Source organism: Kiritimatiellia bacterium, from assembly GCA_018001225.1.
Lineage (GTDB): Bacteria > Verrucomicrobiota > Kiritimatiellia > CAIQIC01 > JAGNIJ01 > JAGNIJ01.
In genome coordinates this window covers 71027-93388 of record JAGNIJ010000007.1, presented here as the reverse complement: position 1 = coordinate 93388, position 22362 = coordinate 71027, and the positions used below count along the sequence as shown (strand labels likewise).

The following is a 22362-nucleotide window of genomic DNA, read 5'->3' as shown; positions in this document are numbered from 1 at the left end:
GGACCCATGAAAAGAAGCGGATATGTGGGAACGGCGATCCTGCTCCTGGCGATCGGATTCCTTGCCGGCCGGAGTTGTGACCGACACGGAGGGAACCCTTCGGGCGCGCCTTCCAAAGACCTCGAGGACAAGGCGGAACTCTGGACCTGTTCCATGCACCCGCAGATTCGCCAGTCGAAGCCCGGGCTGTGCCCGTTGTGCGGCATGGACTTGATCCCGGTGGAAACGGATTCCGCCCTGGAGGCGGAACCGCGCCAACTGACGCTGTCGCCGGCGGCCCGGGCCCTGGCGGAGGTGGCCGTCGCGCCCGTCGAGCGTCGTCATGTCCCCGTGGAGATTCGCATGGTCGGCAAGGTGCAGTTCGACGAAACGCGCCTGGCCACTATCGCTCCGCGCATCCCCGGACGCATTGACCGGCTGCATGCGAACTACGCCGGCCTGGCGGTGAAGTCCGGCGATCCCCTGGCGGAGCTGTACAGCCCCGACCTGGTTTCGGCCCAGCAGGAACTTTTGCAGGCGTTCAAGAACCCGGCCGGCGCCGGGCTCCTCGATGCCGCGCGCGAACGCCTGCGGCTCTGGGGCCTGACCGCCGAGCAGATCGCCGGCATCGAGCAAAGCGGCGCCGTGCGCGAGCATGTGACGTTCTACGCGCCCCTCGGCGGCGTCGTGGTGGAGAAGGAGGCGCGGGAAGGCCAGTACGTGGAGCCGGGGATGCGCCTGTTCACCGTGGCGGACCTGACCCATGTCTGGGTGATCCTCGACGCCTACGAGTCGGACATCGCCTTGCTGCGGGAAGGCCAGGAGGTCGAGTTCGAGGCTGAGGCGTATCCGGGCGAATCGTTCAAGGGCGCCATCGCGTTCATTGATCCGCTGCTCGACCCGATGACCCGGACGGTCAAGGTGCGCGTCCACGCGCCGAATGACGACGGCCGGCTGAAACCGGAGATGTTCGTCCGCGCCATCGTCCGGGCCGGGATGTCCGGGCCGGGCGGCCCGCCGCTCGTCATCCCGGCGACCGCCCCCCTGCTCACCGGCAAGCGGGCGGTGGTCTACGTGGCCCTGCCCGGGACCGAGGGGACGTATGCAGGCCGCGACATCGTTCTCGGGCCTCGGGCGGGCGACTGGTTTGTCGTCCGCGAGGGATTGCAGGAAGGCGAACGGGTCGTCGTGAACGGGGCGTTCAAGCTCGACAGCTCGCTGCAAATCCAGGGCCAGCCCAGCCTGATGGCGCCGGGGAGCGGCGCCCCGCCGGTGGCCGCGCCGGCCCCGCGCCCCCAAACCCTGTGCCCGATCATGGGAGGCAAAATAGACAAGACGCAGTATGCAGACCACCAGGGCTTGAGAATCTATTTCTGCTGCGGCGGCTGCGAGGCGGAGTTCGCCAAGGACCCGGACAAGCATATCGCCGCCATGCGGGCGGCGGGAATAGAACCCGAGCGTCTCCCCGGAGAAGGCCATGACCACTGACGAAGGCCGGCCGGTCGGCCTGCTGGACCGCGTCATCCGCTTCTGCCTCGAGCAGAAGCTGGTCGTCGCGCTGCTCGTGCTTTTCGTGATCGCGTGGGGCGTCATGGTCGCGCCGTTCGACTGGAACCTCGGCGGGCTGCCGCGCAACCCGGTGGCCGTGGACGCCATTCCCGACATCGGCGAGAACCAGCAGATCGTCTTCAGCGAATGGATGGGCCGCTCGCCCCGCGACGTGGACGACCAGGTGACCTACCCGCTGACGGTTTCCCTGCTCGGCATTCCGGGCGTGAAAACGGTCCGCAGCACCTCGATGTTCGGATTCTCGATGATCTATGTCATCTTCGAGGAAGCCGTGCCCTTCGAGGCCGCGCAGAACCGCGTCATCGCGCGGCTGAACGGGCTTCCCGCCGGCATTCTCCCGCCGGACGTGAAGCCCGCGCTGGGCCCCTATGCCACGGCGCTGGGCCAGATCTTCTGGTACACCCTCGAGGGTCGCGACCCGGACGGGCAGCCGGCCGGGGGTTGGGACCTGCACGAGTTGCGCACGATCCAGGACTGGACGGTCCGTTATCACCTGCAAGCCGCCGAGGGCATCACGGAAGTCGCGCCCGTGGGCGGGTTTGCCCAGGAATACCAGGTGGACGCGGACCCCGACGCCATGCGGGCGCACGACGTGTCGCTGGAGGAGGTCTTCCGCGCCGTGCGCATGTCGAACCTCGACGTGGGCGCCCGGCAAATCGAACTGAACCGGGTGGAGTACCTGATCCGCGCGCGGGGGTTCATCCGGAACATCGCGGACATCGAGAACACCGTCGTCAAGGTGAACGAGAACGTGCCGATCTACGTGAAGAACGTCGCCCGGGTCGCGCTGGGGCCGGCCTACCGGGAGGGCGCGCTGGACAAGGAAGGGACGGAAGCCGTGGGCGGCGTGGTCGTCGTCCGGCACGGCTACAACCCCCTGGCCGCGATCCGGAACGTGAAGGAAAAGATCGCCGAGATCGCGCCGTCGCTCCCCGTGAAGGCCGTCGTGGATTACGACCGGACCACGCGCGCCGAACTGGAGACCTTCGCCCGCGGCCGCGGATTCGAGGCTTATGCCGGCGCGGAGTTGAACCAGGAGTCCTGGGCGCCGTGGCTGGCTTCCACGCCCCGCGAGCAGTGGCCGAAGGGGATCACCACCAGCCGCATCACCCTGGTGCCCTTCTACGACCGGACCGGGCTGATCTATGAAACGCTGGGCACGCTCAACAATGCGCTCTACGAGCAGGTGCTCATCACGACCATCGTCGTCATCGTCATGGCCTCGCAGCTGGGCCTCTCGCTCCTGATCAGCGCCGTGATGCCGCTGGCCGTGTTCATGGCCTTTATCGCCATGAAAGTGGTCGGCGTGGAAGCCAACATCGTTTCGCTCTCGGGCATTGCGATCGCCATCGGCACGATCGTGGACATGGGGATCATCCTCTGCCAGAACATAGTCCAGCACCTCGAGGATGCGAAGGGTTCAGGAGGGAGGGTTCAGGGTTCAGGAAACACCCCCCCTGAACCCCGAACCCTGAACCCCGAAACCTCTCTGGAGGTGATCTACCGGGCTGCGACCGAAGTCGGCCGCGCGGTTCTGACGGCCATTGCCACGACCGTGGTCGGATTCCTGCCGGTCTTTTTCATGACCGGCCCCGAGGGCAAGCTGTTCCGCCCGCTGGCCTTCACCAAGACGTTCTGCCTGATCGGCTCGGTGATCGTCGCCCTGACGGTGATCCCAGCGGCGGCGCACATCCTGTTTTCCGGGAAGGTCCGGTCGAAAACGGCCCAACGCCTCGGCCCTGCCGGCCTGATCGCCGCCGGCGCGCTGCTCGGCCTCCGGCTGCATTGGTGGTCGGCCGGGACACTGTTGGCGATCGTCGGACTCTATCTCCTGGTCGCGGACCGGTTCCCCGCGCGCGTGCGCCGGTTCACCCCGTGGCTCGCTAACGCGCTGGTTATTCTATCGGTCGGCGTCCTGCTCACCCGGAACTGGTTGCCGCTCGGCCTCGAGGCGGGCTTTGCGCGGAATTTCATTCTCGTGGCGGTATTCATCGGCGGCCTGCTGGGGCTCTTCCACCTGGCGCAGCGGTTTTACGCGCCGATGCTTCGCTGGTTCCTGGCGCACAAGCTCGCCTTCCTGGCCATGCCCGCGGCGATGGTGGCGGTCGGCTACATGGGGTGGCTGGGCTTCGGGACCCTGTTCGGGTTCGTGCCCCGGGCGGCCGAGAAGGTCGGGATCGACGCGGCTTCCGTGCGCCGGACCCGCGTCTGGTCCACCCTCGTGCACGCTTTCCCCGGCCTGGGCAAGGAGTTCATGCCGCCGCTCGACGAGGGCTCGTTCCTCTACATGCCCACGACGATGCCCCACGCCTCGCTCGGCGAGGCGCTGGACGTCATCCGGAAACAGGACATGGCCATTCGCGCGATCCCGGAAGTGGAGTCCGTGGTGGGGAAAATCGGGCGCGCCGACAGCGCGCTCGACCCGGCCCCCGTCAACATGATCGAGACCGTCATCACGTACAAACCCGAATACATCGCCGATCGCGACGGCCGGCGGCTCTCCTTCCGCTACGACAAGAAACTCCGTGAATTCGTCCGCGAAAACGGCGAGTTGATCCCCGACCCGCGAGGCCGGCCCTTCCGGCAGTGGCGCGACGAAATCCGGAGCCCGGACGACATCTGGAAGGAGATCGTCGCCGCGGCGCAGGTGCCCGGGACCACCTCGGCGCCGCGGCTTCAGCCGATCGCGGCGCGTATCGTGATGCTCCAGAGCGGCATGCGCGCGCCCATGGGGGTCAAGGTCAAGGGCCCCGACCTGGACAGCGTGGAGCGGGGCGGGCTCGAGATCGAGCGGTTTCTCAAGGAGGTGCCCGAAGTCGAACCGGCCGCCGTCATCGCCGACCGGATCGTCGGCAAGCCCTACCTGGAGATCGATATCCGCCGCGAGGCCATCGCCCGCTACGGCCTGCAGATCGCGGACGTGCAGGACGTGATCGAGGTGGCCATCGGCGGGGCGCGCCTCACCACGACGGTGGAGGGCCGGAAGCGATTCCCCGTCCGCGTGCGCTACCTTCGCGAACTCCGCGACAGCGTCGAGACCCTGGAGCGGATCCTGGTGCCCGCCATGGGCGGCGCGCAGATCCCCCTGGCGCAACTGGCGGACATCCGCTACGTCCGCGGCCCGGAGGCCATCAAGAGCGAGGACACGTTCCTCATCGGGTATGTGCTCTTCGACAAGAAGCCCGGGCAGGCCGAGGTGGACGTCGTCGAGGCATGCCAGCGTTACCTGGCGGCCAAGCAAGCGTCGGGTGAATTGAAGCTCCCGCCCGGCGTCTCGTACCGGTTCGCCGGGAGCTACGAGAACCAGCTCCACGCGCAGAAAACGCTGTCGGTCATCCTGCCGATGACCCTGTTCGTCATCTTCATGATCATCTACTTCCAGTTCCGCTCGGTGATCACCACCTCGCTGGTGTTCGCCACGATCTTCGTCTGCTGGGCCGGCGGGCTGCTGCTGATCTGGCTGTACGGCCAGCCGTGGTTCCTGAACGTATCGATCCTGGGCGTGGACCTGCGCCACCTGTTCCAGGTGCATCCCGTCAACATGAGCATCGCCGTCTGGGTGGGCTTCCTGGCTCTTTTCGGGATCGCCTCGGACGACGCGGTGGTCATCTGCACGTACATGGACCAGCGGTTCGGCAAGGTGAAGCCGGCCACCGTCGGTGAAATCCGGGAGTCCACCGTGTATGCCGGCCAGCGGCGAATCCGGGCCTGCCTGATGACCACGGCGACCACGATCCTGGCGCTGCTGCCCGTGCTGACCTCGACGGGCCGCGGGGCGGACATCATGGTGCCGATGTCGCTCCCCGCCTTCGGCGGCATGGCCATCGAAGTGATCACGCTGTTCATGGCGCCCGTGCTGTACTGCTGGGTAAAGGAAAAGAGGCTGAAGGGATAGCTTCCGCAGGCGCCGCGCCTGCCCGCCGAAACCGGGCCTCCGCGGCGTCTTACCGTCCGAGCAGCCGCGCGGCGTTGTCGTGGAAGACCGCGGCAAGCTCGGCCTCGTCCAGGCCGGTCTTCTCCATCAGCGCGATCTCGGCGCCCGGGTCGGCCCACGGCGAATCCGTGCCGAACATCACGCGGCCGATCCCGTGCCGCCGCGCCATGCGGACGAACTCGGCGGCCGGGAACCACGCCAGCGTGAAGGACGATTCGAGCCACAGGTTCCTGCCGACGAGGTGGCGGTCCACCTCGTCCCACATCTTGAACCCGCCGAAGTGCGCGGCGACCACGGTCAAGTCGGGGACGCGATCGAGGACCCGGGCGAGCCGGTCCGGCGGGCAGTGAACGGGCGGCGGCAGGCCGATGTCCACCCCGGCGTGAAAAAAGGCGATCAGTCCGGCCCGGGCCATTTTTTCGTAAACCGGGAACATCCGCTCCTCGTCCACGAAGAAGTTCTGGTAGTCGGGGTGGAACTTGATGCCCTTGATGCCGCCGCGGGCCAGGCGCTCGATCTCGGCGCCCGGGTTCTCGTAATCGGGATGCAGCGTGCCGAAGTGGATCAAGTCCGGCTGGCGCAGGGCCATGACATAGGCGTTGATGGTGGGCGTCTGGGCCGGGCGCGTGGACACCGGTTGGGTGACGCTCAAGGCGATGCCGTGCCGGCGCATGGAGGCCTGGAGGCCGCCCGCGGTGCCGTCGGTGAAAGCCTGTTCGCCGGAGTTGCCGGCCAGGTGCTTCAGGGCGCGCGCCGCCAGGTCGTCCGGGAACACGTGCGTATGCACGTCGATGATGTTCCGCCGCATGGCCGTAACCCTCCGCCGCGGAGGCGTTGTTTTCAAGCGGAAAAATCGCCGCGTTCCGGGCCGGCGAGAAGGCTTGCCCCGGCGCGCGTTTCCTGTCACAAAGCCGGGGTCGCCGCCCCGCGCGGCCGAGCCGACGAAAGGATGCCGTGAGCCGCCCGGATAAAAAAAGCGCGAAGGAGTCCGCGGAGCTGATGTACGTGAAGTGCGCCGCCTGCGGCAAGTGGATCGACGTCAAGCCCGGCGAGATGAACAAGGTGAGCCACGGGATCTGCCCGGATTGCTACCGGAAGGAAATGGACAAGTGGAAGAACGCGCAGGCTACCGAACGGCCCCGCCCATGAACCCCTGCACGAGGGTATCGGGCAGCCACGGCGAGTAGGCGGCGTACCCCGCCGGCAGGTTGGTGACGGTGGATTCGACGGCCGTGATTTCCTTGCCGCCCGGCGCGGTCTCCATGATCCAGCCGTCCTTGATCTTCAGCCGCGGCGGCTCGCCCGCGCCCGCGTACACCAGCTCGAACACGAGCGTCCGCGAGGCCTCGCCGAACCGGTAGAAGCTGGACTTCAGGCCCGCCTCGGAGACCTTGATGAAGCGGTCGAACCGGTCCGGGCCGAGCGTGATCTCCATGGCCGCGTACATGTCCTCGCGCAGCGCGGCCCCGTCCTCGGCGAACGGCGGGATGTGCAGGATGACCTTGTCGGGGCGCGGGCTGGTGACCGTCAGCATGGCCGCCTCGATCTCGGCGAGGTAGGAGCGGGCGTAGGCAAAGATGTCGTTGATCTTCTGCTCCTCCTCGGGGGTCACCTTGATGAGCGCGGCGGCCTCGGGGTGCAGCGTGAAGTCCTCCGTCACCGGCGGCACCTGGAGCCGCGCCATGAACGTCTCCGGCAGCGGGTAGGTGCCCTTGAAGTTCGTGAGCACCCAATTCAGCACGCCCACGAGCCGGCCCCGCAGGTCCTGGACCTCGCCGTTCAGCCGCCGGTTTTCCAGCTCGAGCTCGCGGAGGCGGGTTGCCCGCGGGTCCGCCTCCCGGTCGGAGGCCGCCCGGACCGACGCCGGCGTGTATGACGCGGTCGGCTCCGCGGCGGCCGGGCCGGGCCGCGGAACGGACGCCGAGGGACGGACGGCGGGGGCCGCGGGCCGAGCGGGCGCGCCGCGGCTCCTCTCGAACCACCCGAGGGAGGAGCCGATCAGCAGCGCGAAAAGCAGGCCGGCGCCGAGCACCATGAGCCCGGCCACCCCGGCGGCCCGTTTCACGTCGTACCAGTTCATGCGCCCGTATCCTACCGCCGCCCGCGCCGAAATCCAAGCCCCCGTGCGCAGCCCCCCGCGCGCGGGGGCCGGGGCGGGAAAAAATGAACGCCGGCCGGGGCGATTGGGTCCATGGATTAACTCAAGAGTCCTGTAGAAATGGAGCGGCGTTTGCCTTATAGTACTCGCCGGAGATTCCGGAGAATGAAAGCGTGGAAATCGTGGGGAGGGCCGGCGCTGCTGCTGGCCAGCGGGATCGTCTGGGCCGCGGCCCGGAGCCCCTCGGCGCCCGCCGAGGCGGCCCCGTCCGAGGCGGCCCGGCTTGTGGCCCGCCGCCTGCCCCAGTGGCACCTGTCGGCGCTGCCGATGGACGACCAGCGCGCCGCCGACGCCCTTGACCGGTTCCTGGCCTTCCTGGATTTCGACCGGAGCTACTTCCTGGCCGCCGACGTCGAGCGGTTCCGGACCGCGGTCACCAACCTGGACAACCGCCTGGCCGCCGGCGACGTCGCCTTCGCCTACGAAGTCTACGACGTGCTGCGCGAGCGCGTGAGCAACCGCGTCGCGTTCGCGGAGGGCCTGCTGAAGGAGCCCTTCGACCTCGGGCAGGACGAGACCTACGTCTGGAAGCGCAAGGACGCCGAGTGGCCCGCCGACGAGCCGGCCTGGGACGACCTGTGGCGCCGGAAGATCAAGAACCAGTACATCGCGCACCTGGTCAACCGCGAACTGGCCGATGCCACGAACGCGGTCGCCGCGGCCGCGCCGGAAGACACGCCCGCGGAGCCGGCGGAAGAAATCGACCCGCCCACCGACCTGCGCCTCGCGCCCGAGGAGGCCATCCGGAAGAGCTACCGCCAGTACCTGGACGTCCTCAACGACAACCGGGCCGAGTGGCCGGCGGACCGCTACCTGACCGCCTTCGCCCAAGCCTACGACCCCCACACGGACTACATGTCCGCCAGCCAGACCGAGGATTTCGAGATCGGCATGCAGCTCTCCCTCGTCGGCATCGGCGCCCGCCTGACCAGCGAGGACGGCGCCGCCAAGATCGACCAGCTCATCCCCGGCGGCCCGGCCGAGAAGGACGGGCGGCTCAAGCCGAACGACAAGATCATCGCCGTGGCCCAGGGCGACGGGGAGCCCGTGAGCATCCTGCACTGGCCGTTGAGCAAGGCGGTCCGCCTGATCCGCGGGGAGAAGAACACCAAGGTCGTGCTCTCCGTGATCCCGGCGTCCGACCCGGCGGGCACGACCGTGGTCAAAATCGATCTCATCCGCGAAGAGGTGAAGCTCGAGGACCAGGCCGCCAAGGCCTCCATCCAGGAGGTCGCCGGGTCCGACGGCCGGACGCGCAAGCTGGGGGTGATCACGCTGCCCGACTTCTACGCGGATGTCCGGCCGGTGCGCGGGCGCGGGCCCGAGCCGCGCAGCTCGGCGCAGGACGTGCGCCGGCTGCTGGAGGAACTCGGGACCAACGGCGTCGAGGGGCTCGTGCTGGACCTCCGCAACAACGGCGGAGGGCTGCTGGCGGAGGCCGTGCGCATGACGGGGCTGTTCATCGAGCGCGGCCCCGTGGTGCAGGTCAGCGACGGCCGCCGCAGCCAGGTGATGAGCGATTCCGACCCGGAGGTGGTATACGACGGGCCGATGATCGTGCTGGTCAACCGGCAGACCGCATCCGCGTCGGAGATCCTGGCCGGCGCGCTGCAGGATTACGGGCGGGCGGTCATCGCGGGCGACTCCAAGACCCACGGCAAGGGCACCGTGCAGACGCTGGCCGAGTTGAAGGACGGGCAGCCCGCGCTGGGCAAACTGAAGATCACCACGGCCAGTTTCTACCGGATCAACGGCGGCTCCACCCAGTTGCGCGGGGTCGAGCCGGACATCGTGACCCCGTCCAGCCTGGACACCCTGGAGATCGGCGAGGAGACCCTGCCGCACGCCCTGCCCTGGTCGCAAATCCGGACCCTGACCTATGCCTTCGCCACGCCCCTGCGCGAGGCGCTTCCCGCGCTGCAGAAGAAAGTCGAAGAGCGGCGCCGGAACGACGCCCGGTATCAGGCCTACCTGGAGTTGCTGAACCGGCTCGCCGAGCGGCAGAAGGAGCCGGCCGTCTCGCTCAACTTCGAGAAGCGCCTCGAACTGGCCCGCGCGGAAAAGGAATTGAGCCGGCAGCTCCGGGAGAAGGACGCGGGCAAGGACGAGCAGGCCGACGCCATGCTCAACGAGACCCTGCAGATTTTAAGCGACCTGATCTCGCTGACGTCCGAACCGGCCGCGCCCGCGGCGGCGGACGGCCCCGTCACGGCGTCCGGCCCGGCGTCCTGACGCGGGTCATTTCCGGCGGCGGGTCTCCACGAACAGCAGTTCGCCCTTGGTCATCTGGCTGCCGCGGCGGTGCGTCGACAGCAGGCCGCGCAGTTCGACCAGGATGGCGCGTTCATGTTCGCTGATATCCCGGGCGCTTTCCATGACATCCAAGATGGCGACCTCCAGCGATTCCACGGGCGTGCCGGGCGGAATGGTCAGCAGGTAGCGCACGGGGGTGATCTCGACCATGTGCAGGCCCTTGACGCGGCGCAGGGGTTCGCATGGGCCGACCAGGATGATGGCCTTGCCCGGCAGGACTTCCACGACCTCCACCGGCTTGAAGCGGTCTTCCTTCTGCCCGGTCACCGTCTCGGTCACCCGCACGATCGCGCGGGCGCGATCCGGGTCCACGCTTTCAAGCGAGCGCAGGATTCGGTCCGGCAGGGTCACCGTGATCGGCCTCCGGGACTCCAGGAACTTGGGGGGACGGCCCCCGGGATTTTTCTTCATGGCGGCAACCTGTTTGATGCTCATGGCCGATGCACGCGGTTCCACGGGTACACACCGATCTGCCGGATTCAGTATGTCAGAAGCCCGCCGAGGTTGCTACGTAGAAACGCGCGCGATCAGCGAGTAATGACGGCCAGGATGCACTGGCGAAGCCAGTCGCGGGCCTCGGGCTTCAGGAAGGGGCCGACGACCACCTCGCGCTGGTCGGTCACGACGTGCAGCGCCGGCGTCGTGCTGCCCGCGCCCTTGCGAACTTCGACTTGCTCGATTTCCCCGGCCGGCAGGACGGTTTCGGCCCCGGCGCCCCACGGGGTCTGCCACGCGACGCGCACCTCGGCGGGGGATACCGCGATCGTTTGCCGGATCCAGCCGGCGAACAGCGTCCACGCCACCGGCACGGCCAGAAAGGCCAACCCCACCACGAGGAGAATCATGGGCGCCCCGACAACGAAGGGAAGGCTCATCATCCCGATCGCGGCCAGCGACCAGGGCGCCGCCACCTTCATCGGCATCCGGGGCAGGTCCAGCGCTATCGTCAGCGTCCCCTCGCCCACCTCCACGTGGATCCCTTCCGGCGGCGTCTGGCGCGGATCAAAGGTCACCTTGATCTTCCGCTCGCGCGCCAGCTCGCGGACCGACTTGTCCAGGTCGGCCGCGTCGCGCTGGATCACCTGCCCGCCGGCCTCCTCAAGCGCCGCCAGCTTCAGCGTCCTACAGGACTCCTCCCAGACCCGCCGTACGCCCTCGGGCGATTTCGACTGGTGAATGACCACCCGCCTCGCCTTCTCCGGGTGGTGCAGCTCCACAATGTGCAGCGTGTAGGAAGGCCGGTTCTTGCCGCCGGAATGATACTCGGTCCGGAACAGCAGGCCGGGATACTTGGCCAGCGGCTCGCTCCATACCGTGTGTCCAAACAGGCTCTTGCGATCGTAATAGACCTCGGTTTCCGTGACGCGGATCAGGCCACGGATGAAGAACTGGTTCAGGCCGACGAGAAACAGCGCCGTGCCGATGACCGGGAACAGCAGGGTCGCGGCCATGGCCGGCTCGAAGCCTCCCTTCGACAGGCTCACGACAAGCATGATGGCCGGGAGTCCGCCCCAAACCGCGGAGAACAGCACCAGGAAAATCCCCAAACTGCGGCCCCCGCGCAGTTCGCGCTCCGCAGGCAGCCGGCTCACGTCCATATGAAACTGCAAGGGGTCCTGCACGGCCCTACCATACATCAGGGCCTTTCGAGTTCCATCTGTTTTTCAAGCCCCGCCCTCGCGGGCGTCCCCCTGCGACACCGCGGAACAAACCCGCCCTTCGGCAACCGGCACGAGCCATGACCGGAACCCATGCTCACACTTTTCGAAGTGTGAGCATAGTCCTTCAAACATCATAATTGCATTATTGATTATAACAACATATCATGCAATATATTATAAATGAACTTTGAACTCTCACACTTCGATAAGTGTGAAAGTCGTTCGCCCGACCCCTTTATGAAGACATCGCCAGGTCGGACGTATGTCCCGCGGGACAGTCCCGCGCCGAGTTGACCCTGCGCCGACCGCGCACCCCGGCGGCCTCGACGACGCTACCCTACCCTCCACCATGACCAGCAGGCCGCGATGGGATTGAAAACAAGGCCTGTTGCTTTCCGGGGAAAAAGGGATATCCATAGAGCATGTTCAACACCCCCCATGCCGTGAAGAAATGGCTCGTGGCGGCCAGGCCCTTTGCCCTGCCGGCCTCGACCATGCCCGTGGTCTTCGGCACGGCAGCCGCCGTGACGGCCGGCGGCGCCGCGTTCCGCCCCGGGCTGTTCCTCGCCGCGCTGATCGGCATGATGCTGCTGCACACCGGCGCCAACATGTTGAGCGATGTGACCGATTTCCGCAAGGGCCTGGATCGCGAGGTCTCGCCCGTCAGCGGCGCGATTGTCCGGGGCTACCTGACCGGCGCGCAGGTGCGGCGGGCGGCCTTGGGGCTCCTCGTCCTCGGCTCGCTGATCGGGCTGGGGCTCGTCGCCCTCGTCGGCCTTCCGCTGCTGTGGATCGGCCTGGCCGGCGTGCTCATCGGGGCCGGCTACACGCTCGGCCCGGCGCTGAAGTACCACGCGCTGGGCGACCTGGCCGTCTTCCTCGATTTCGGCGTCCTCGGCGCGCTCGGCGCGTGGACCGTGCAAACGGGACGGCCCTCGGTCCTGCCCGCGCTGTGGGCCATACCCATAGGGCTTCTCGTGATCGGCATCCTGCACGCGAACAACTGGCGGGATATCGCCACCGACCGGGAGCGCGCCGGCATCACCACGGTGGCCGCCCTGCTGGGCGACCGGGGATCGCTGACCTACTACGGGTTCCTGGTATTCGCGCCTTTCGCGATCATGACCGTGTTCGTGGCGGCGCGCCTGCTCTCTCCCGCGGCGGCGTGGGGAATGCCCTGGCCGGCGCTGCTCGTGTGGCTGGCTTTTCCCATGGCCCTCGGGCGATGGAAAAAGGCCCTCCGACGCGCCACACCGGACCACCCGCTGGATTTCATCACCCTCGACGGCGCGACGGCGCAGTTGAACCTGGCGTTCGGAATGCTCTGCACCGCGGGGTTCGTCATCGCCAAGCTGCTCGCGTGAATCCGCGCCCTTCCAGCCGCACGGCCGGGCGGGTCTCGATCATCGCCGTTCTCTTGTTCGCGCCGCTGTTTCGCTGGGGGCTGGAGCGGCCAGGGGTGTTCTGGTGGTGGATGTCGGGGCTCCTGGTTATCCTGAACGGAGCGCTGCTGGCATGGCGCCCCGATCTGCGCCGGCGGCTGCTCGCCGATTTCTCGGGCGGACGGATGAAGAAGGCCGGCCTCGGCATCGCCTCGGCGGCCGCGTTGTATGCCATTTTCCTTGCCGGCCGATTCCTGCTGCTCCATTTCCTGCCCGCCTCCCGAGAGCACATCTCCAGCGTCTATCTCGTCCGCCCGGCGCTTCCGGACTGGTGCATCGCTCTCCTGATGATTTTCATCATCGGGCCCGGCGAGGAAGTGTTCTGGCGCGCGTATCTGCAGCGGGCCCTGATCTCTAGATTCGGCACGGCCTGCGGGCTGCTTGCGGGGGCCTTGCTCTATGCCGGTGTGCATGCCGGCAGCGGGAATCCCGTTCTCGTCCTGGCCGCTTTGACCGCCGGCCTGTTCTGGGGCTGGCTGTACATTGCCACTGATTCTGAATTTGTAATTATTTCAAGCCACGTTCTTTGGGATGTAGCAGTATTCCTCGTGGCCCCATTCTGATCTCTGTCCCCACGAAAAGTAAAGCGCTACACTTAACACGGTTCTAACGCGAGGGTATCGTGTAAGTGCCGGGTCGGAAAAGGAGCGCGGAAGCCGGGTTTGAAAAACGGCCGGCCACGGACTTTCATCGTCCGGGAAGATAGGGTATTTTGGCTAAAGGGAGAGACGCACATGAGCACTCGTTCAGCTCGCCTCGCCGTGACCGTGGTTTTGCTCCTCGCGAGCCTGAACGCCTCCGCGGAAGTCGTCCTGCAGTTTTTCAACAACTCCTGGAACGAGATCGCCGACAAGCTGCCCGAACTCGCGGAAGCCGGTTACGGGGCGCTGTGGCTGCCGCCACCGCAGAAGGCCAGCGGCGGGCTCTCCGTCGGCTACGACCTCTGGGACCCCTTCGACCTCGGCGGCATCGACCAGCGCAGCACGGTCAAGACCCGGTACGGCACGGAGGAGGAGTTGCTTCGCCTGATCCGCCTGGCCCACCGTTTCGGGATGCGCGTGTACTTCGACAACATCATGAACCACCGGGCGTTCGACGTGCCGGGATGGGACGAATACACCGCGGTGGATATCTATCCCGGCATGCTCCCCGAGGACTTCCACCTGCGCGTGACGGAGGAGGGGTTCTTCCGCAAGTGGGACAACACGGTGAACTGGGGCAGCACGTGGGAGGTGCAGAACCGGAACCTTTCCGACCTGATCGACATCGCCCACGAAACGCCCAACGCCAATTTCGGCCGGTCGGAGGGCGACACGTACCCGAAGATCTCGTTCGTGCGCCAGCGCACCCATCCCGAGTGGTACGACTACCACCCCACCCTCGGCTGGGTCGGGTTCAACAACACGAACATCACGACCAACGTCATCGCCCTGAACGAGTCCTTCTACGAGGAGGACGTCGGGGCGTACCTCTGCCGCAACGTCCGCTGGCTGATGCACCACACGAAGGTGGACGGGCTGCGGCTGGACGCAGTCAAGCACGTGCCGGGCTATTTCTTCGGCGAGCAGTGGGCGGGCGACAAGGATTCCAGCAGCGCCGGCTACTGCGGCCAGGCCCAGTGGCAGTTCAACATGAGCCGCGGGTTCAGCGACTGGGACAATCACCGCGACACGGTCTTCGACACCGAAAAATCCTACGGCCGCAACGACGCGATGATGTTCGGCGAGCACATGGGCGAACCGCCGCCGTACGGCGACTACTGGGCCGCCGGGATGCGGCTGCTCGACGCGCGCACGCACTCGACCTTCAACGACAACCTGGGCAATCCCTGGGGCTCGCTGTCGGGGCTGGACTCCGCGGACTACATCTCGGGCAAGCAGATGGGCCAGTACCTCGGCGTGTACTACGCCAAGAGCCACGACGACAACATCGCCTTCCGCGAGGAACTGCACAACGCCTTCAACCTGACGCGCGCGGGCCTGCCGGTGATCTACACGGACGGCAACCGCCACGCGGAGACCCTCGGGCAGAGCGGCGGCGCCTTCCCGCGCCACGCCAACACCACCTACCTCGGCCAGTGGGGCGACGGGCGGATCCCGAACCTCGCCTACATCCACGGCCATTTCGCCCGCGGCTGGCACATCTCGAAATGGGGCGACGGCGACGTCGCGGCCTACGAGCGGTGGGACAAGCACGAAAACACGAGCATGACCGACGGCGACGGCGTCGTGCTGCTGGTGATGATCAACGACAACTACGCCTCCGGCGCATCGCGCGAAATCCAGACCACCTTCCCCGGCGGCTCCAAGCTGTGGCAGTACTCCGCCTCGGGGCCCGGCTTCTACTACACCGTGCCCTCCAGCCGGTACATCGGAGACCTGATCATCCCGCCCGGCGGCTACTTCGCCTTCTCCTGGCGCAACCCGGAGGCCTCGGACCTGTGGAGCTGCCACGGCGGCCGGACCGTCACGATCTTCCAGAACGGGCAGGAGGCCGGCGACGTGACCGTGACCCGGCGCGACGGGCCGGACGGCGACCCGGGCTTCAATCCGTACGGCGTCGCGGACAGCAACACCACGGATTTCACCTACACCTACAGCCTGCCCCGCGTCACCTCCTCCACCAACCTGAAGTTCATGACCATGGTGGACGGCTCGGCGTACAACGTCCTGTTCAAGCTCGACGGCGGGATCAACCTGAACACCCTCAACCACGGCAGCGGCGACTCGCGCGACTACCCGCCCGGCAACGAGGGCTCGATGGACGCCTTCCTGGGCTACGAGCAGGCGGACTTCGTGCACCGCCAGCACCGGGAGAAGTTCGCGGACACGAACGCGGCGCACAATACCATCGGCTCCGCGGGCGCGGGGACGTACATCGCCACCATCGGCAGCTCCGGGTACAACATCAACGCGGGCAACGGGGCGAACGACTGGAGCGGCGCGGAGACCGCGGCGTGGGTCTACCACAACCCGTCGGACAACGACGAGTCGGCCAACAAGCAGTTCTTCCCGCTGCCGCAGAACGCGGCGAATTCCAACGTCACTGTGCGCGTGAAGGTCGGGTACTCCTCGACCTACGTCAACCGGCTGGCGCTGTACTACACGACGGACGGCGCGACCTGGCCGGAGGGCGCCGGCGGCATCGGGCGCGGGACGACGAAGGTCGTGCCGCTGGGCTGGTACACCAACGGGGCGTGGGACGGCACGGGCACGCCGGACTGGTGGTACGCGACGATCCCGGCCATGACCAACGGCACGGTGCTGCGCTACAAGGTCGGCGCCTACCGGCAGCAGGGGGCGGACGGCTTCCCGTGGGAGGTGCTCTTCCCGAACTCCGACGACGGGATCAACCGCAAGAAGACGCTGATGGGCGTCTGGCAGGCGACGAACCTGAACACCCGGACGGTCACCTACTATCCGCACAACGATTTCGGGATCGTGTCCACCGGCCTGGTGGACGGGTTCCACGTGGTCCGCGGCCGGGCCTTCCTGCAGCGCGACGGCGCGGCCGAGGGCAACGGCAAGCGGGCCTCGATCTACAGCACCTTCACCCAGCCGTTCTACCTCGACGTGGACCGGCCGACGGGGGAGATCAAGTACCCGGCCGAGAGCGAGACGCTGGGCTCGAAGGAGTACGGGGCCGTGGTCCGGACCGACCCGACGGTGACGGAGGTCTGGTTCAATATCAGCGACTGGGACAAGTCCAACGACGACGGGGCGACGGGCCAGACGAACGGCATCGGCACCAACGCCGTCGGCCAGCTTTCCTGGGCGAAGGCCTACAAGGTGACGCCGAGCCTCTACATCCCGAGCGATTACCCGGACGAGTGGCGGTTCACCTACCGCAACATCCCGTCGGGCAACTCGAACGCGACGATCACGGTCAAGCTGCGCGAGCTCTCCTCCTCGACCAACCTGGCGCTCTCGGACACGAACGGGCATTTCACCACGCTGACGCGCGGCGTGAAGACCGACGCGCCGGCGTACCAGCTCTACGTCGCCTACCCGCCCTACGACGGCGACCTGGTCTGGTCCGGCTACCACGCCAAGGTCTGGTTCAGCAAGACGCTCGCGGACGGCGTGGACACCAACACGCTGAACAACCGGTTCCTGTTCAAGATCAACGACGTCGCCCAGGGCCGCGACGGCTGGTACTACGAGTGGGACGTCAGCGGCAGCCACCACGCCCTGGCCATCCCGCTGTCGGACATGTACAACGGCGACACGAACTTCCTGCACAACCTGCAGATCCTGCACACCAACGCGGCCGGGCTGGGGATCACGCTGCAGGCCAGCCGCATCGTGCGCGCGCAGTCCGGCGCGGACAGCATCCTGATCCAGATCACCGATCCGCCGGAATACGATTCCGACGGCGCTCCGTACCGGATCATCCTGCCCGATGTGCCCAGCCCGTCGCCCACGCAGCGGCAGTACCGGGTCCAGGTCGAGACGGACCTGAAGGCGAAGAACGTCTGGATCGAGTTCACGAACTCGGCCGGCTTCGCGCCGCGGATCGCCTCGACGAGCAACCAGCTCTCGGGCACGGTCTCCGTGACGACCGGGTCCAACGTCGTCAACGGAACCGGGACCTTGTTCCAGGAGCAGTTGAGCATCGGCAACACGATCCGGATCAGCACGAACTTCATGGTCGTCTCCCAGGTGGTGGCCAGCAACCAGCTGATCCTGACGGCCGTCTACCCGGGCGCCACGGCCTCCGGCCTGACGGCGTGGCGAGTGGATCCCAACCCCGTGGTCTCCGGAAGCAAGCAGCTCTGGGGTTTCCTGTGGACCAACATGACCGCGGGCCAGTTCCAGTTCTACGCGCACGCGGACACCAACTCGGCCTCCGGCACGACGAAGCACGCCTCGGCGCTGCGCAACGCCCGCGTGGTGCTCACCCAGATGGTGGACGAGGACGCCGGCGACGACGACGATGACGACGACGGCCTCTACGACAACCCGGAAGCCAACCCGACGAACCTGCCCGACACGAACCCGGAGACATGGATCAACGGCGACGTGCACATCTGGATCATCTACGGCAAGACCGACCCGTTGAGCCCGGACACGGACAACGACGGCCTGCCCGACGGGCTCGAAAGCGGCTGGAACTACGCGTTCGCGGCCACCGATACCAACGAGGACACCAACGGCGACGGGTGGAAGAACTTCCTCGCCGACCAGGACATCCCGATCTACAACACGACCGACAACTCGGGATACTCGCGCTACAATTTCAACAAGTCCCGCACGGACCAGATCTGCGGCACGATGACCGACCCGAGCAAGCCGGACACGGATTACGACGGGCTGCTGGACGGGCAGGAGGACCTCAACCGGAACGGCCGGGTGGACATCGGCACCCTCAACGGCAGCGGCGTGGCCACCGGCGTCCTGGCGCACCCGAACATCCCGACGGTCTACAACTCCTCGAAGGTGGACAGCGACTCGTTCCCGGCCAACGCCCGCTTCCTGGAGCCCGATCCCAACAACGGCGACACGGACGAGGACGGGCTGGCCGACGGCTCCGAGGACGCCAACCTCAACAACAAGGTGGACCTGGCCCTGCTGTGGCCGGCCGGCACGACCACCGCGCTCACCGTCACGTGGGACACCAACAACACGTATATCCTGGGCCACGGCCTGGCCGGCATCCGCTCGCGCGCCCTGGACTATAGCAAGCTGTGGACCGACTACCCGCGGCCGACGTATAGCGGAGGGACGTGGCAGAACACCAACGTCTGGCCGCGCCTGCTGGTGCTGGAAACCGATCCGCTGGACCGGGACACGGAGGAGGACGGCCTGCCGGACGGGTGGGAGCAGCAGTACGGCCTCGATCCGTTCGACGACGGCTGGTACAATGTCCGGACCGGCCAGATGAGCCCCACCAACACGCGCCAGGGCGCCGACGGCGACCTCACGGGCTGCGGGGTGAACAACTACCAGCACTACCTGGGCGGCACCGACCCGCGGGTGTGCGTCACCAGCCCGCCGCCGCCGGAAGGGTCCATCGTCATCGGCCGGGGCGAGGCCCTGGGCGTGATCAACGGCACGACCAATTACCAGGAGTTCACGGACTGGACCTGGGCGGACCTGCGCGCGCTCGACTACTACGAGGGCGGCGGCAACAACAACCAGCAGGGCGACATCTACAAGGCCTGGGACGACTGGGACAACTCGCGCGACCTCCTGGCCTTTTACGCGCGCGACGGCGGGGAGGCGGACGGCAAGCTGTATTTCCGGTTCGACTTCTACGACCTCAAGGCGCTGGCCGAGCAGGGGAACCTGGATCTCTACGTCGTCATCGACACCGGCAACCAGTCCATCGGCGAGCGCAAGCTGCCGGACGACGTGGACACGCTGACCGAGATGCGCTGGGAGGCGGTCGTGGCCCTCTACGATTCGTCGGCCGGAACCGTGTACGTCGATACCAATCCCGGCCAGAATACGAGCACCTTCGCCGAGGACCTGTTCACCTACGGCGGCGTGCAGGCCCAGCCCCAGCACTTCGTCGGCTCCTACTACAACCACGAGCTGGACGCCGTCGAGTTCTCGATCAGCCGGACCGCCCTGACGGCGATCGGCTGGAACGGCAGCATGGCCTCGCTCAACTTCCAGGTCTACTCGACGCGCGACGGCACGCAGAACAGCCCCGTCGGCGCGGGCGACATCGGCGGGCGCAGCGACATCCGCGACGCGATCTGGAACGACTACATCGCCGAGGACTACTGGGACGCCCAGGCCGGCTTGAGCGGCGCGAACAGCGTGCTGTACAACTGGATCCCCGGCACGGTCCGGGCCGGCCGCGCCAAGGCGGCGATCGTCATCCACGGCAACCAGCACAACCAGCCCGGCCACGTCGCCCAGTTGCTGGTCAATACCGGCGACGGCGCCGGCTACCATCGGCCGCTGCTGACGCACGAGGTCTTCGGCGAGGCGCTCAACCTGCACGTCACGCCGACGCTGGCGGCCTCCCTCCAGTGGGCGCGCGTGGACACCAACGCCAGCCCGCTGTGGCGCGACGGGCCGACGCTCAACGAGACCGTCCGCCGCCTCGTGGAAACCAACGTGGTCTGGATGCTCGGCAGCACCTTCTCCGACCACATCCTCCCGTACTTCACAAAGGAGTTCAACGCCGACAACATCCGGCTGGCCTCGGAGTACCTCGGGGAAATCTACGGCGCGAGCTTCGGCACCAACAGCGTGTTCTGGACGCCCGAGCGCGTGCTCGACGACGACACGCTCGCCAAGATCACCAACGCCGGCTTCCGCGCGACGGTGCTCGACCAGGACACGCACCTGTACTACTGGTTCGGGCGCACGGACTCGATGGGCGACAACGGCTACAGCATCAACCGCATCGGCAACGTGGACTGCTTCGTCATCAACAACCTGCCCACGAGCTACCGGTTCTCGAACTCCGACAGCGGCTTGAGCCTGTCCCTGCGCGCGCTGTTCAACCGGCGCGCCCGCGGCGACCAGCAGCGCGTGACGACGATCTTCAGCAACTGGGAGGATTTCAGCGACAACGACGACGCGGACGCGTACGACCGCAACATCCGCTGGATCGCCAACCGGCCGTGGATCCAGCTGGTCGGCCTGGAGGAGATCCTGTCCGGCGCGATCGATACCGACGGCGACGACGTCGGCAATGCCTGGTGGAAGCTGGATCGCGGCTCGCCGTCGCTCTCCAAGCAGAGCCACGACTGGATCAACCATGCCACCCGCGGCGACTACGACAACTGGTACGTCGGAGAGGCCACCAAGCGCGAGGGCCTGCAGAACAAGGTCTTCGAGATCCGGCCCGGCACGAACGTCTCCCAGGCCTACGGCATGCTCTACTTCGGCGGCGTGGTCAGCAGCGCGTGGGCGCAGGTCGAGTCCATCGCGGACACGAACATCGCCCGCCTGGCCCGCGCGGTGATCCATGCCTCGGTCTTCGAGACGGCCTTCCACAACGAGGACAACAACGACCTGCGCCGGTGGAGCACGGGCGAGTACCTCTATCCCTCGGAAAGCTACCTCACGCTGATCGACTTCGCGAAGACCGCCCAGGCCCAGACCCGGTTCGCCGCCCTGTACGAGGAGGTGGACGACTGGGCCGCCATCGCCGCCGGCGTCACCACCCCGCAGGCGGCGCAGGCCGACGTGGACCTCGACGGCGAGAACGAGTACGTGCTGTACAACGACCGCCTCTACGCGGTCTTCGAGCGGATCGGCGGACGCATGACCGTCGCGTTCGCGCGCGACCCGTCCGACGGCGCCGTGCGCCAGGTGCTGGGCAATCCCGTCAGCTACGCGGGCGTCGAGACCGAGGTCGAGGGCACCGGGCACGTGATGACCAACGGGACGACCCTCGGGTACCGGACCTCCGGCCTCAAGGACTGGTGGCCGGGCACGACGAACTACGTCAACCAGCTCTACACCTTCACGTACTGGACCAACGGCTGGCGCATGGCGTCCGCCGACGGCAAGATCCGGAAGACCATCACCCTGAACCCGGCGACCAACCTGTTCCAGGTGTCCTACAACGTGACCAACACGCTCAACGGCGGCGTGCTCTATATCCGCCACGGCTTCTCGCCCAACCTCGACAACCTGCTCCGCCAGGGCCAGAACACCCTCGGCGTGGAGGAGCATTCCGGCGGCGTCATGACCCTCGCCAACCTCGGCGGCGGCAAGACCGTCGAGGCGAAACTCGGCTACGGCGACGCCGGGCACAATACCGCGTTCAACCTGCTGGCCGTGGACGATCTCCCGGGCAGCAACGCCGTGTTCACCATCAACATGCGCAACCAGGCCCAGACCCACCAGGTCGAGATCTGGGGGACCAACGTCTTCTCCTTCTCGATGGGCTTCTCGGTCCAGGACACCGGCGACACGGACAGCGACGGCGACGGCATCCCGGACCAGTGGGAACTCGATAACTTCGGCAACCTGACCACCGCCGACGAGGACAGCAACTGGGATGGAGACGCCCTGCTGGACTGGCAGGAGCAGGTCGCCGACACCGATCCGAAGGATGAGGACGACTTTTTCGCGGTCGCCTCGACCGCGCGGGCCGCCAACGGGTTCATCGTGCGGTTCGACACGGCCAACGGACGGACCTACTACATCTACTACAACAACACCGGCCTGCTGAACCAGTCATGGTCCAACGCCACCCCGGGGGGCGTCGCGGGGACCGGCGCGCTGTACGAGTGGACGGACGACGGCACCCAGACCTCGCCGCATCCGAACCTGGCGACCAACCGGTTCTACAAGATCGGCGTGACCGAGCCGTGATGTGGCCGGGATCGGCGAT

Annotated in this window: 11 protein-coding genes; 7 read left to right on the top strand and 4 right to left on the bottom strand. The window is 67.0% G+C overall.

The genetic code is table 11. The features are described 5' to 3' along the window. Positions 1-6 precede the first annotated feature (6 nt). Together KA248_04020 and KA248_04015 are read left to right on the top strand one after the other, a co-directional pair. Positions 7-1467 (top strand): efflux RND transporter periplasmic adaptor subunit, encoded by a 1461-nt coding sequence (locus tag KA248_04020; GenBank protein ID MBP7829064.1) that lies wholly within the window; start codon positions 7-9, stop codon positions 1465-1467. Beyond that, positions 1457-5443: an efflux RND transporter permease subunit gene (locus KA248_04015; protein ID MBP7829063.1), complete on the top strand. Its 3987-nt coding sequence runs from the start codon at positions 1457-1459 to the stop codon at positions 5441-5443. The genes KA248_04020 and KA248_04015 overlap by 11 nt, the downstream gene beginning before the upstream one ends. A gap of 49 nt (positions 5444-5492) precedes the next feature. On the opposite strand, the gene KA248_04010 is transcribed toward KA248_04015, so the two are convergent. Continuing rightward, positions 5493-6290, bottom strand: coding sequence for an amidohydrolase family protein (locus KA248_04010; protein MBP7829062.1), 798 nt, complete (start codon positions 6288-6290; stop codon positions 5493-5495). Positions 6291-6436: 146 nt separating this feature from the next. On the opposite strand from KA248_04010, the gene KA248_04005 reads away from it, so the two are divergent. After that, positions 6437-6631, top strand: a complete 195-nt coding sequence (locus KA248_04005; GenBank protein MBP7829061.1) for a hypothetical protein — start codon at positions 6437-6439, stop codon at positions 6629-6631. Here KA248_04005 and KA248_04000 read toward each other — a convergent pair. Further along, on the bottom strand, positions 6609-7562 hold the full coding sequence (locus tag KA248_04000; protein MBP7829060.1) for a hypothetical protein: 954 nt from the start codon (positions 7560-7562) through the stop codon (positions 6609-6611). The two genes, KA248_04005 and KA248_04000, sit on opposite strands and share 23 nt — an antisense overlap. A gap of 183 nt (positions 7563-7745) precedes the next feature. Here KA248_04000 and KA248_03995 point away from each other — a divergent pair, with 183 nt between their 5' ends. Further along, on the top strand, positions 7746-9872 hold the full coding sequence (locus KA248_03995) for a carboxy terminal-processing peptidase (protein ID MBP7829059.1): 2127 nt from the start codon (positions 7746-7748) through the stop codon (positions 9870-9872). Positions 9873-9878: 6 nt separating this feature from the next. On the opposite strand, the gene KA248_03990 is transcribed toward KA248_03995, so the two are convergent. Then, positions 9879-10364, bottom strand: coding sequence for a hypothetical protein (locus tag KA248_03990; GenBank protein MBP7829058.1), 486 nt, complete (start codon positions 10362-10364; stop codon positions 9879-9881). A gap of 116 nt (positions 10365-10480) precedes the next feature. Next, positions 10481-11545 (bottom strand): DUF2244 domain-containing protein, encoded by a 1065-nt coding sequence (locus KA248_03985; protein MBP7829057.1) that lies wholly within the window; start codon positions 11543-11545, stop codon positions 10481-10483. Positions 11546-12036: 491 nt separating this feature from the next. On the opposite strand from KA248_03985, the gene KA248_03980 reads away from it, so the two are divergent. From KA248_03980 to KA248_03970, 3 genes are all read left to right on the top strand, one after another. Continuing rightward, positions 12037-12978, top strand: a complete 942-nt coding sequence (locus tag KA248_03980) for a prenyltransferase (protein MBP7829056.1) — start codon at positions 12037-12039, stop codon at positions 12976-12978. Between the two features lie 95 nt (positions 12979-13073). Next, positions 13074-13619: a CPBP family intramembrane metalloprotease gene (locus KA248_03975; protein ID MBP7829055.1), complete on the top strand. Its 546-nt coding sequence runs from the start codon at positions 13074-13076 to the stop codon at positions 13617-13619. Between the two features lie 171 nt (positions 13620-13790). After that, positions 13791-22343 (top strand): hypothetical protein, encoded by an 8553-nt coding sequence (locus KA248_03970; protein ID MBP7829054.1) that lies wholly within the window; start codon positions 13791-13793, stop codon positions 22341-22343. Positions 22344-22362 lie beyond the last annotated feature (19 nt).